The sequence below is a fragment of the Micromonospora sp. NPDC048839 genome (assembly GCF_040649915.1).
In the GTDB taxonomy this organism is placed as follows: Bacteria; Actinomycetota; Actinomycetes; order Mycobacteriales; family Micromonosporaceae; genus Micromonospora.
This window is the reverse complement of sequence record NZ_JBEZGL010000002.1, coordinates 535,621-546,629: the sequence shown is the minus strand read 5'-3', so window position 1 is coordinate 546,629 and position 11,009 is coordinate 535,621. Positions and strand designations below refer to the sequence as shown.

Annotated in this window: 11 protein-coding genes and 1 pseudogene; 4 read left to right on the top strand and 8 right to left on the bottom strand. The window is 67.9% G+C overall.

Annotation, left to right across the window (positions count from 1 at the left end):
* Positions 1 to 50: 50 nt before the first annotated feature.
* The 3 genes from AB0C25_RS05670 to AB0C25_RS05660 form a co-directional block, all read right to left on the bottom strand.
* Complete coding sequence (locus AB0C25_RS05670; protein ID WP_357369999.1) at positions 51 to 698, bottom strand: SRPBCC family protein; 648 nt, start codon at positions 696 to 698, stop codon at positions 51 to 53.
* Positions 695 to 1,180, bottom strand: coding sequence for an SRPBCC family protein (locus tag AB0C25_RS05665; RefSeq protein WP_357369997.1), 486 nt, complete (start codon positions 1,178 to 1,180; stop codon positions 695 to 697). The genes AB0C25_RS05670 and AB0C25_RS05665 overlap by 4 nt, the downstream gene beginning before the upstream one ends.
* A gap of 429 nt (positions 1,181 to 1,609) precedes the next feature.
* Positions 1,610 to 2,320: an alpha/beta hydrolase gene (locus tag AB0C25_RS05660; RefSeq protein ID WP_357369995.1), complete on the bottom strand. Its 711-nt coding sequence runs from the start codon at positions 2,318 to 2,320 to the stop codon at positions 1,610 to 1,612.
* A gap of 661 nt (positions 2,321 to 2,981) precedes the next feature.
* Here AB0C25_RS05660 and AB0C25_RS05655 point away from each other — a divergent pair.
* Complete coding sequence (locus AB0C25_RS05655) at positions 2,982 to 4,217, top strand: low temperature requirement protein A (RefSeq protein ID WP_357369993.1); 1,236 nt, start codon at positions 2,982 to 2,984, stop codon at positions 4,215 to 4,217.
* An 18-nt stretch (positions 4,218 to 4,235) separates the two neighbouring features.
* Here the strand turns inward: AB0C25_RS05655 and AB0C25_RS05650 are convergent, their stop codons facing one another.
* Positions 4,236 to 4,844, bottom strand: a complete 609-nt coding sequence (locus AB0C25_RS05650; RefSeq protein WP_357369991.1) for a TetR/AcrR family transcriptional regulator — start codon at positions 4,842 to 4,844, stop codon at positions 4,236 to 4,238.
* A 311-nt stretch (positions 4,845 to 5,155) separates the two neighbouring features.
* On the opposite strand from AB0C25_RS05650, the gene AB0C25_RS05645 reads away from it, so the two are divergent.
* The 3 genes from AB0C25_RS05645 (at position 5,156) to AB0C25_RS05635 (ending at position 7,731) form a co-directional block, all read left to right on the top strand.
* Positions 5,156 to 5,716 (top strand): hypothetical protein, encoded by a 561-nt coding sequence (locus AB0C25_RS05645; protein WP_357369990.1) that lies wholly within the window; start codon positions 5,156 to 5,158, stop codon positions 5,714 to 5,716.
* A 1-nt stretch (position 5,717) separates the two neighbouring features.
* Complete coding sequence (locus tag AB0C25_RS05640; RefSeq protein WP_357369988.1) at positions 5,718 to 7,139, top strand: NAD(P)/FAD-dependent oxidoreductase; 1,422 nt, start codon at positions 5,718 to 5,720, stop codon at positions 7,137 to 7,139.
* Between the two features lie 286 nt (positions 7,140 to 7,425).
* Complete coding sequence (locus AB0C25_RS05635) at positions 7,426 to 7,731, top strand: hypothetical protein (RefSeq protein WP_357369986.1); 306 nt, start codon at positions 7,426 to 7,428, stop codon at positions 7,729 to 7,731.
* An 84-nt stretch (positions 7,732 to 7,815) separates the two neighbouring features.
* Here the strand turns inward: AB0C25_RS05635 and AB0C25_RS05630 are convergent.
* The 4 genes and pseudogenes from AB0C25_RS05630 to AB0C25_RS05615 all read right to left on the bottom strand — a co-directional run.
* A pseudogene (locus AB0C25_RS05630) lies at positions 7,816 to 8,029 on the bottom strand (IS701 family transposase); the annotation flags it as partial.
* 55 nt (positions 8,030 to 8,084) lie between these two features.
* Positions 8,085 to 9,194, bottom strand: a complete 1,110-nt coding sequence (arsB, locus tag AB0C25_RS05625) for an ACR3 family arsenite efflux transporter (RefSeq protein ID WP_357369984.1) — start codon at positions 9,192 to 9,194, stop codon at positions 8,085 to 8,087.
* A 367-nt stretch (positions 9,195 to 9,561) separates the two neighbouring features.
* Positions 9,562 to 9,969 (bottom strand): arsenate reductase ArsC, encoded by a 408-nt coding sequence (locus AB0C25_RS05620; RefSeq protein ID WP_357369982.1) that lies wholly within the window; start codon positions 9,967 to 9,969, stop codon positions 9,562 to 9,564.
* Positions 9,970 to 10,205: 236 nt separating this feature from the next.
* Positions 10,206 to 10,907, bottom strand: coding sequence for a helix-turn-helix domain-containing protein (locus AB0C25_RS05615; protein WP_357369980.1), 702 nt, complete (start codon positions 10,905 to 10,907; stop codon positions 10,206 to 10,208).
* Positions 10,908 to 11,009 lie beyond the last annotated feature (102 nt).

Genomic DNA, 11,009 nt, shown 5'->3' with positions numbered 1-11,009 from the left:
CCGAGCGACGAAAAGGCCCCGCCGGTACGAGACCGGCGGGGCCCGCTGGGTCACGTCAGCGCTGGGCGCCGGGCCCGGTCACACTCCCGTTCGGCGCGCGTCTTCAGCTCCGTCAGCCACGTCTCCAGGCCCGCCCCGAGAGCCACGGTGGAGAAGGCGACGTCCTGCTCCACCTGGTCCCCGCGCCACGTCTCCTCGGTACGCACGAGAACACGACCGTCGATCTCGGCGAACGTCCACACGTGGACCCCCTCGTCGATGCGCAGCCCCGCACCGATCGCCGGGCCGTCCCACCGAAGGCACCTCTGGTGTTGAAGCTGCCGGACGGTGGACGTGACGACGAGGGTCGTGGCGGGATTCAGCGCGGTCTCGAGGACCGGTGTCGTCCATCGGAAGGATGAACCGGGACGCAGTGGGCCACGATCGAGCCGCTTGCTGGAGGAGACCGGCTTCTGCCACGACGGCCAGCGTTCCACGTCGGTCTGCAACTTCCAGACGGTTCGCAGCGGAGCGTCGATCGTCGTCTCCGTCCGATAGCGAATCTTCGCCGCGGTGTCGACAGTCCTTCCCGCACATCGCACCGTCGCGTGGTCGGTACCGACATCGCGCCTGACCTCGGCCCGAGCCGGCGCACCTGCGGTGCCCACGAGGCCGGCCACGACCACTGCCGTCGCGACGGCAAACACACGATTCTTCACGGGGCGGTCACCGCCTCGGCGGTGGCCTTGAGTCGTTCCAGCCACCTGGCGAGGGTCGTGTCGAGGCCCTCCTGGAACGGCCCAGGGTCGGCATCGACAGGCGGGCCGGCGAAGGACTCCTCGGTCGACACCTCCACACCGTCGCCGGCCGGAGTGAGCGCCCAGACGTGGACACCGAGGACCCCGTCCGGTCCGTCACCGTATCCCCGCCACACGAGGCGTTCCCGCGGCCGTACCTGAACGATCGTCGACTCGATCTCCATGCCCGCGGCCGACCAGCGGAACACGGAGCCCGGGGCGAGCGGACCGGGTGCTTCCACGCGTGCGTACGGGATTTCTGGCAGCCAGGTTGTCCATGCGTCGATGTCGGTGAGGATCCGCCACACGGCTTCCGCCGACGCGGTCACCGTGACGCTGTGGCGGCTGACCACCGGGGCCGACACGTCAATGCCGGCCTCGTCGGTGTCCGTAATGTTGTCCATCGTGAAGCCTCTCTGCGGTCACTGACCATCGGATCGCCGGGCATGAGAGCGAGCCGCTAGATCCACACCCGGCAGATGCGATCGTGCCAAGGCGGCAACCGCTACACATCGGCAAGAACTACCTAGTTCGCGGTACGTGGGCCGGCCACGGTGAAGATCCAGCACTACCTGACCCGGACAGCTACCGAACGTCGCTCTCCGACCGTCCGTTCGGAGTTCCCATCGACCAGGCAGCGCTGCTCGAGGCCATCTCCGGCCCGTTGCCCTCCGCGTCGCGCCCGCCGGATCAGGTGCTTGCGGACCTGGTCGTCGACAGTTCGGGTCGACGTTGCGTGACTCGATGCGGTCCAACTCCCCATGCCACCGATCAACATCAACGTCCGCCACACGCAGATCTACGAACACGAGTCGCCTACCGCCATTGCCGTGCTACTGGGCGGTGGCGCGGGCGGCTGTGTCGATGAGGTCGGCGACCGGGCCGGGTTGAGAGACTGCCACGGCGTGGGACGCGTCGATCTCGACCGTCGTCGACCCGGCCCGCTTGGCCAGGTGGCGCTGCAGGTCCGGCGGAATGCCCTTGTCCTGGGTGGTGATCAGGGTCCAGGACGGGATCGTCTTCCAGGCAGTCTTGGTCACGCTCTCGGTCTGGGCGGCTTCAGTGGCTGGCCGCTGCGTTACCGCCATCAGCGCAGCGGTGTCGGGGTCGACGTCGGCGGCGAACACCGCCGGGAACTGGTCCTGGTGGACGTACTGCGCCATTGTGGTACCGCCGTCGTCGAGAGGGGTCGGCACCATCTTGACGGAGGTGAGGAGCGCACTTCCCGGGAACTTGGTGATCAAGTCGGCCGCGCTCTCGCCGACGTCCGGGCTCAGGCTGGCGACGTACACCAGAGCCTTGACGTTGGGGGCGCCATCCGCAGCCTCGGTCATCACTGCTCCGCCGTACGAATGAGCCGCCATCACGACCGGGCCGGACACCGAGTCCACAACAGCTCGAGCGTAAGCAGCGTCCTTCTGCACGCCGCGGAGCGGGTTTGCGACGGCAATGACCGGGTAGCCTCGACGTTTGAGATTGGCGATCACCCCGTTCCAACTCGATGAGTCGGCGAAAGCACCGTGGACGAGTACGACGGTGGGCATTCCTGCGTCCTGGACAGGCTTGTCAGAAGCGGCACTCATCCGGCGGTTCCTTTCAAAGGGCCCCACTGTCCACCGAGGTTGGCAGCGCAGGCCGACGACGAGGATGTTCGGCGGCGTTCCCGCTGGCAGTCGTGCAACGGCCCGCAATTGCCGACGCGGGTGCGGGTGCGCCAGTATCCAGTATTTAAGGTCGGCCAGGCTGCTGTCAGCAGAGTCTGAAAAGCCGGGCCGTGCAGGTTATTTGACGACTTGTCGAGGCGCGCCTGGTCTCGTGAGGCGGTAGATCCCTGTCGACTACTGCACGGTTATGCACCCGAGTGCACATCGGAGCAGTCATTGCCGATTTTGAGCCCCCGTGTTTAGCCAAGCGTCTGTACCACCATGTCGGCGATTTGCGGGCGTACCCGCTTGCTCCGGCTTCAACCGAGCGCGATCAGCTGGGTCAACCCGGGCGTTCGGGTGGTGACGCGGGGTGGTGTCGGCGGAGGCGGCGTAGTGACAGAGGCGGCCGAGTAGGTGGTTATCTCGGACGTGGAGGGTCTTCGGTCGCTTCAATGAGATGGCTTCGTGTGCCCACCAGGTGTCCTTGCGGGAATGGGGGCCGACGCAACCCTCTGGCTGGCGGCTCGTTGGTGCGGCAAGGGGCGGATGGAGGCGGATTATGGCGGCTGGGCGGGGTGCCAAGCTGCTGCGTCCCGCCACGAGTTCGGGTCGGGCGACGTTCCTGGAGCTCTTCTTTGATCTGGCGTTCGTTGTGGCTCTTACTCGGGTGTCGCAGCGGTTCGCCGACTTGCGTGATGACACGGGCTGGGTGCTGGTCGGTGGGGTTGGTCGTACCCTGTTGCTCTTCTTGGCACTGTGGTTGATTTGGTCGCATACCACCTGGATCACCAGTCGGTATGAACCAGAGCAGCCGATCATCCAGGCCGTGGTTGTTGGGACGATGTTCGCCGGCTTGATTATGGCGGTGACGTTGCCGCGCGCCATGGAGGAGCGTGCGCTGCCGTTCGCGGTGGCGTACCTGATGGTGATGGTGGTGCGGCCGCTGGTGATCGCCGCCGCGCTGCGTGGCCACCCGCGACGGTTGGTGCCGTTCCGGCTTGCCGGGTGGGCTTTGGTGAGCGCGCCTCTGTGGCTGGCCGGCGCGTTGGGTCCGGACCGACTTCGTCTGCCGTTGTGGGCTGCCGCCCTCGCTGTCGACTATCTCGCCTGGGGCCTGGGCTGGCCGCTGCCGTGGCTCGGGGTCTCGAAGGTGTCCCACTGGCGGATCGCGGGGACTCACCTCGCCGACCGTTACCAGCAGATGTTTCTCATCGCCCTCGGTGAGTCGATTCTGGTCATCGGCGTGGTTTTCAGCGGCGCGGACTATTCCGCCGAGCGCGCGTGCGCCTTCGCGGTCGCGTTCGCCACCAGCGCGCTGCTCTGGCGAATCTACTTCTACCGCGCGGGTCTGCTGCTGGGCGATGCGTTGGCTCGGGCGGTGATGCCTGGGCGCTTGGGTACGGCGTCGGAACGGACGCATTTGCTGATCGTGCTCAGCGTGCTCGTCACGGCGGTCGGCTACGAGTTGGTGATCGATGATCCGTATGGGCTGGCGCAGCCCAGTTGGCTTCTGTTCGTGGTGGGCGGTCCGGTGTTGTTTCTCGTCGCTCGCATACGGCTGGACTATGAGATCTTCGGTCGGCTTTTCTGGTCCCGGGTGATCGGCTTGGTGGTCCTGTTGCTGTTCACGCCGCTGTTGGCGCGGTGGGCACCGATGGTCGGGCTGAGTGTGGTGGGCTCCGTGCTGGCCCTGGTCGCGCTCCTCGACGCGTTGCGCAGCCGGGGACGGCCGCTGGAGGCATCGTCCTCGCCGATCGGGCGGGCGACGTCCGGCGATCCCGACGCCGAAGCCTGACCGCGCGGCCACGGCGGACTAGCCCGCGGATTCGGTCGACGGGCGCTCGGCAGTGACCCGGAGAAGTCCTTCGACGCCGCGGAGGAAAGTCTCGGACACCTTCGCGGGGTCGAAGAGGCATCCGGCTGCCATGGCACCGTCGCGGAGCATGACGAAGTGACGCGCGGCGGACTCGGCCGTCTCCTCCTGGACCTGCGCCATGAGCGTGGTGAGCGTGTCCAGGAACCATTGCCGGTGGGCGATGATCTCCTGACGCACGGGATGTTCCGTGTCGGGATACTCGGCCGCAGCGTTCAGAAACGCGCATCCACGGAACCCCGGGGACTGGATGCTCTCCGCGATGGAGTCGGCAATGGCCAGGAGTGGGGCGACCGGCCGTGAATTGGTGGTGATGACCGTGTCGACCGCGCCGCGATCCATCTCATGGACTTCACGCAGGTAGGCGAGGATGAGGTCGTCCTTGCTGGGGAAGTGCCGGTAGAAGGTGGCCCGGGTCACCTTCGCCTCGGCGATGATCCGATCCACGCCGACGGAATGGATCCCCTCCGAGTAAAAGATCCTGGTTGCTGTGGTGAGGAGCCGGCGCCGCGCCTCGGAGGGCCGAGCACCGGGTGCGGTGGACGTCATATCGTCATCGTAGCGGATAGAACGTTCGGTCTAAGGGAAGTGAGCGGACGCAGGCTCGACAGCACCTGTCGATGGCGATGGGTAGCGAGCAGCGCAGGGGCAGGTTGATCGCGCCGCCGCCGGCGGTAAGGGCGCGCGTGATGCGCGATCGAGCCGATCAGGTGACCGTCAGTGGAGGCGTTGCGTGCAGCGCTCGAGCACGACTGCGGCAGCGGATAGAACGTTCGGTCTTGACGATGCGGGCTGCGTCTGCCATGCTGGACAAGACAGAACGATCGGTCTCTCCAACCCCTCCGCTGAAAGGGTCACCCGTGACCACCACTGCTGCTTCGCCCGGTATTTCCCAGACGGCTTCCGCGCTGCGGCGGCTGTACTTCGTCCGCTTCGCGTTCGCCATCATCTGGGCTGGCGTGACGATCGCTACCGCTAAGGAGATCGGTCCGCTCGCGGTGGCGCTGTTCGTGCTCTACCCGTTGTTCGACGTGGGTGCCGCCATCTATGACCTCCGTTCGTCGCGGGCCACGGGCTCGTCAACGCTGCTGTACGTGAACATCGCGGTAAGCCTGGTCACGGCGGTCGGCGTGGGTGTTGCCGGGGCGTCCGGTATTCCCGCCGCCCTGCGGGTCTGGGGCGCTTGGGCGGTCGTCGCTGGTCTGGTTCAGTTGATCGTGGGGCTCACTCGTCGCAAGATGGGCGGCCAGTGGCCGATGATCATCAGTGGCGGCATCTCGGTTCTGGCCGGTGGGTCCTTCATCGCCGGCGCTTCCGCGGACAACCCGTCGCTGACCAGCGCTGCGGGCTACGCCATTCCCGGTGCCATCTTCTTCCTCATCGCCGCCATCCGCCTCGGCCGCGCCGCGAAGGGCAACTGACATGGCCACAACCGAGTACGACGTCATCGTGATCGGTGCCGGTCCGGTCGGTGAGAACGTGGCCGACGGGGTCGTGCGGGGCGGGCTGACCGCCGCGATCGTTGAGCGGGAGTTGGTCGGTGGTGAGTGCTCGTACTGGGCGTGCATGCCGACGAAGGCGTTGCTGCGCAGCGCGTCGGCGTTGCGGGCGGCTCGCCATCTGCCGGGTGCGCGGGAGGCGGTGAGGGGCGTCCTGGACGTCGCGGCGGTGCTTGGCCGGCGGGACTCCTTCGCGTCGCACTGGCAGGACGACGGGCAGGTGTCCTGGCTCGAGTCGGCTGGCATCGCGCTGCACCGCGGTCAGGGGCGGATCAGTTCCGCCCGGGTCGTCGAGGTGACCGGCGTCGACGGTGTCACCAAGACGCTGACCGCGCGGCACGCGGTGGTCGTTGCAACCGGAAGCAGCGCTCTGTTGCCGGATATCCCGGGGCTGCGGGAGGCGGTGCCCTGGTCCAGCCGCGAGGCGGCTTCGGCCAGTTCGGTTCCCCGTCGGCTCGCGATCATCGGGGGTGGTGTGGTGGCGGCCGAGATGGCGACCGCGTTCGCCGCTCTGGGATCTTCGGTGACGGTGCTGGCCCGTGACGGCGTGCTGCCGTCGGCGGAGCCGTTCGCCGGTGAACTGGTCACCGATTCGTTGCTCGAGGCCGGTGTGTCGGTACGCCTCGGCGCGGAGGCCGTCGCCGTCAACCGCGACGACAGCGGAACCGTCCACATCAAGACCGCCTCCGGCGAGCGGGTCGAGGCCGACGAGGTGTTGGTGGCGATCGGTCGCACACCGAACACCCAGGACATCGGCCTCGACCGGGTCGGGCTGGCGCCGGGTGCCTGGCTCGCGGTCGATGACACGCTGCGCGTCGTGGGTGGCGGGAAGTGGTTGTACGCCGCCGGCGATGTGAACCGGCGGGTGCTGTTGACCCATCAGGGCAAGTATCAGGCGCGGGCGGTGGGCGACGTGATCGTGGCCCGGGCGAAGGGCGAGAAGGTCGAGGACGGCAGGTGGGGCCGGCACGCGGCGACGGCCGACGAACGTGCGGTGCCGCAGGTGATCTTCACCGACCCGGAGATCGCGTCGGTGGGCCTGACCGCGACTGCGGCCGAGGCAGCTGGGATACGGATCCGGGTCGTGGACTACGACCTCGGGGCAGTCGCCGGAGCTTCCCTGCACGCCGATGGCTACAAGGGACACGCCCGCATGGTCGTCGACGAGGACCGAAAGGTGATCATCGGCTTCACCCTCGCCGGCCCGGACGTCGCGGAACTCATCCATGCCGCGACCATCGCCATCGTCGGCGAGGTCCCGTTGGACCGGCTGTGGCACGCGGTTCCGGCCTACCCGACCGTCAGTGAGGTGTGGCTGCGGCTGTTGGAGACCTACGGCCGCTGACGGTGGACCGAGCGCTCGTCCCTGCGCTGTTCGCGCCGGGACGAGACTCGCCGTCCCACTACCGTGCACTGGGGACGAATCCCGTTGCCGATCGGTGTGGTGCCTCTCAGGTGGACCCGAGGTCCTCGCAGCGATCGGTTCCCGCCTCGGAGGCGAGCCACTGAGCTGGCTCCTGCATAGCCGCCGTCATTGACAAGGCAGAACAATCGGTATTTCAAATTCAGGTCTGCGGCGTCATGTTCGTCCGGAAATAGAACGAACATTTTTCCACTTGGAGGAGACTTCCTTGCCCACCAAGATCACTATCGTCATCGATAACCCTGCTAGCCCCGACGACTTCGAGCGGGCCTACGCGGACGTGAAGGCTGCCGCAGCGAAGTTCCCGAAGCTGCGGCGACTCGAGTCTGCGAAAGTGTGGCCGAAGGAGGATGGCACCGCTGCCCCCGCGTACCGGACGCTCGACCTCTACTTCGACAGCTACGAGGATGCCTCCGCAGCGGTCGCGACAACCGTTGCCGCTGATGTCTTCGGCACCCTCGTGCGGACGCAGGTCACGTTCAAGGGGCTGTTCTCGGACATCGAGCAGGCTTAAGGATTACGAGCTCCGCGGGCGTAGGCGGACACGACGCCTACGCCTGGGTTCCGCAGCCGACGTCGGCCTCAACGCCGGCGCCCGCCGGACATCGTCACGAACCGCGTTGACATCCCAGTCCGCCCACCGCAGCAGACGCTGCATACCTCCGGCGACCTGTCCCTGGCCTGCTCAGCCAAGGTCCAGCCGTCCGTGCGGTCCAAACCCGCAAAACCAGCCCCGACAGGTACTGTCGGGCCCGCCGTCGCGGCTGGGACCGGCCGAACCGGTGCGCAGAACTGGCATGCAACCGGTCCAGCTCCTCCGACCACTGCGCAGTATCGACATCCGTCTCACCATGCCCAACGAGCCGATCATGAAGACGCCTCGCCGCTTACCGCCGTTGCAGTAGCGCTGGCCGCCTGGGTGGGGGAGAACCGGCGGCGGGCGGCGAGGCTGACGTAGACGAGGGCGACCAGGACCGGTACCTCGATCAGTGGTCCGACGACTCCGGCGAGAGCCTGGCCGCTGGTGACGCCGAACACGCCGATCGCCACGGCGATGGCGAGTTCGAAGTTGTTGCCGGCGGCGGTGAAGGCGAGCGTGGTGGTGCGTTCGTAGGTCAGTCCGATCGCCCGACCGATGGCGAACGAGCCGAACCACATGATCGCGAAGTACGCGAGCAGGGGCAGCGCGATGCGGGCGACGTCCCAGGGCTGGGCGGTGACCGCGTCGCCCTGCAGGGCGAAGAGCAGCACGATGGTGAACAGCAGCCCGTACAGGGCGACCGGCCCGATCCGGGGCAGGAACTTCGCCTCGTACCAGTCGCGGCCCTTGGCGCGTTCGCCGAGTTTGCGGGTGAGGTAGCCGGCGGCGAGGGGGATGCCGAGGAAGACCAGGACGCTGCCGGCGATGTCCCAGCCGGAGACGGACAGTCCGGCCTGCTCCAGGCCGAGCCAGCCGGGCAGGACGGTGAGGTAGAACCAGCCGAGCAGGCCGAAGGCGAGGACCTGGAAGACGGAGTTGAGGGCGACCAGGACGGCGGCGGCTTCGCGGTCGCCGCAGGCAAGGTCGTTCCAGATGATGACCATCGCGATGCAGCGGGCCAGGCCGACGATGATCAGGCCGGTGCGGTACGCGGGCTGGTCGGGCAGGAGCAGCCAGGCCAGGGCGAACATGACGGCGGGGCCGATAAGCCAGTTGATCACTAGGGAGGAGATCAGCAGGCGCCGGTCGGAGGTGACGGTGTCGAGGCGGTCGTAGTGGACCTTGGCCAGGACCGGGTACATCATGATCAGCAGACCGAGGGCGATGGGTACGGAGATCCCGCCGACCTTGACGTGGTCGAGGGCGTCGTCGAGGCCGGGGATCAGCCGGCCCAGGAGAAGCCCAGCGACCATGGCGGCGCCGATCCACAGCGGCAGGAGCCGGTCCAGCGTCGAGAGCCGCGGTGTGGTGCTCGACGGTGTGGCCAGTGTCGTCATGTGCTCGGTTCCCTTGTTGGTTCCTGAGTGGATGCGGCCGCCCGCAGGCCGGTCGGCCCTGCGACTCCGGTAGGAGGTCCAGTAGGTGTCGTGCATGGTGTGCAGCGTGTGGACGCCGTCGGCCGGTCCGAGTGGGTGGGGTCCGCGATCGGTGGGCGTGCCGTCCGAGATGGTCGCGGTGACCGTGTGCGAGCCAGCGTCGATGAGAGCAGGCAGATCACGTTCCTCCCGGTGGGATCGAATGGCCGTTGACCCGGGCGCACCGGGGCGGCTCAGGACTGGGCGGCGAGGTACCGCCCGGCGTCGAGGGCGGCAGCGCAGCCGGTGCCGGCGGCGGTGATCGCCTGGCGGGGTGCGGTGTGAAGGATCAGGCGGCGGTGCGCAGCTCGCCGAGGAGCTTCTCCACCCTCGTGCGGATCTCGTCGCGGATCGGGCGCACGGAGTCGACGCCCTTGCCGGCCGGGTCTTCGAGCTTCCAGTCCTCGTAGCGCTTGCCGGGGAAGACCGGGCAGGCGTCACCGCAGCCCATGGTCACGATGATGTCCGAGGACTCAGCGGTGGTGTACTCGAGCAGCTTCGGCGTCTGGTCGGTGATGTCGATGCCGACCTCGCGCATGGCCTCGACGGCGGCGGGGTTGACGGTGTCTGCGGGGGCGGAGCCTGCGGAGCGGACCTCGACGGTGTCACCGGCGAGGTGGCGCAGCCAGCCGGCGGCCATCTGGGAACGGCCGGCGTTGTGCACGCAGACGAACAGGACGCTGGGCTTGTCGGACATCAGGAGCCTTCCTTGCAGTACGGGTTGCGGGCCGGTTGACCGGCGCCGGGTCAGAACTCGCCGGCAGGGCACCTGTGGGGTCGTTGTTGTGGCCGAGCAGGCGGTAGCGGCCGGCGTTACGCGACGTATTCACCAGGCTCCGATACGTCTGGTCCGCCCCACCGTGCGGACGCCTCGTGCTCATGCGCTGTGGTTGGGCACCGGATTGCGCCCGGTCAATACGCAGTGAGCTGGTGTCAGTCATGACGGTCGGGCGACCTCATGGAGGAGGTGACGATGGGGGCGACGCGGTCGATGCGGGTGGCGAGGTCGGCGAACGCGGCCTCGAACGCGGCGTCGGTGTCGACGCGGACCGGGTCGGGCACCGACCAGTGCAGGCGGGGCCGGACCGGGGCGGTGAGTTCCTCGTGGGCGTTGTCGCAGACGGCGATGAGCAGGTCGTCGTCACGCGCGATGTCCGCGACGTGCGTGGTGCCGGTCGCGTCCAGGTGCAGCCCATGGCGGTGGGCTACGGCGACGGCGCGCGGGTGAACCCGCTCTGCTGGCTGCGTTCCGGCCGATGCCGCGCAGGTGTGGGTGCGCTCCGACCAGAGGGCGGCGGCGAGCTGCGAGCGGGCGGAGTTGCGGGTGCAGACGAACACCACCCGACCCACGCCGGGCATCGGTGCTGGTGTCAGCGCGGTCAGGGCCTCGGGTCGCAGTTGCAGATAGGTGCGACGGCGGTCGCCCTCGGATCGGCTGCGGACGACGAGGCCGGCTTCGCTGAGGACCTTGACGTGGTGGGCGACCAGGTTCGTCGGCATCTGAAGATCGTGGGCGATCTCGCCGGGGGAGGCGTCGCCCAGGGTGAGCGCGTCGACGATCGCCAGGCGCGCCGGATCGCCGAGCGCGGCGTGGATCCGGGCGCGCGCCTGGAGAGAAGAAAACTCGGTAGTCATTGACTCAACTATCACTGACTAATCACGTTGCTGTCAAGCGGCGTCGAGGCGCGCGGGCCGGTGGAGCGTTCTTGGGTGTGCCGAGAGGCCGGAAGGGCGGCA

Excerpts from the sequence above, each read along its gene's own strand:
- AB0C25_RS05665 (WP_357369997.1), bottom strand. The coding sequence starts at position 1,180 with ATGGACAACATTACGGACACCGACGAGGCCGGCATTGACGTGTCGGCC.
- AB0C25_RS05660 (WP_357369995.1), bottom strand. The coding sequence starts at position 2,320 with ATGCCCACCGTCGTACTCGTCCACGGTGCTTTCGCCGACTCATCGAGT.
- AB0C25_RS05655 (WP_357369993.1), top strand. The coding sequence starts at position 2,982 with ATGGCGGCTGGGCGGGGTGCCAAGCTGCTGCGTCCCGCCACGAGTTCG.
- AB0C25_RS05650 (WP_357369991.1), bottom strand. The coding sequence starts at position 4,844 with ATGACGTCCACCGCACCCGGTGCTCGGCCCTCCGAGGCGCGGCGCCGG.
- AB0C25_RS05640 (WP_357369988.1), top strand. The coding sequence starts at position 5,718 with ATGGCCACAACCGAGTACGACGTCATCGTGATCGGTGCCGGTCCGGTC.
- arsB (WP_357369984.1), bottom strand. The coding sequence starts at position 9,194 with ATGACGACACTGGCCACACCGTCGAGCACCACACCGCGGCTCTCGACG.
- AB0C25_RS05620 (WP_357369982.1), bottom strand. The coding sequence starts at position 9,969 with ATGTCCGACAAGCCCAGCGTCCTGTTCGTCTGCGTGCACAACGCCGGC.
- AB0C25_RS05615 (WP_357369980.1), bottom strand. The coding sequence starts at position 10,907 with ATGACTACCGAGTTTTCTTCTCTCCAGGCGCGCGCCCGGATCCACGCC.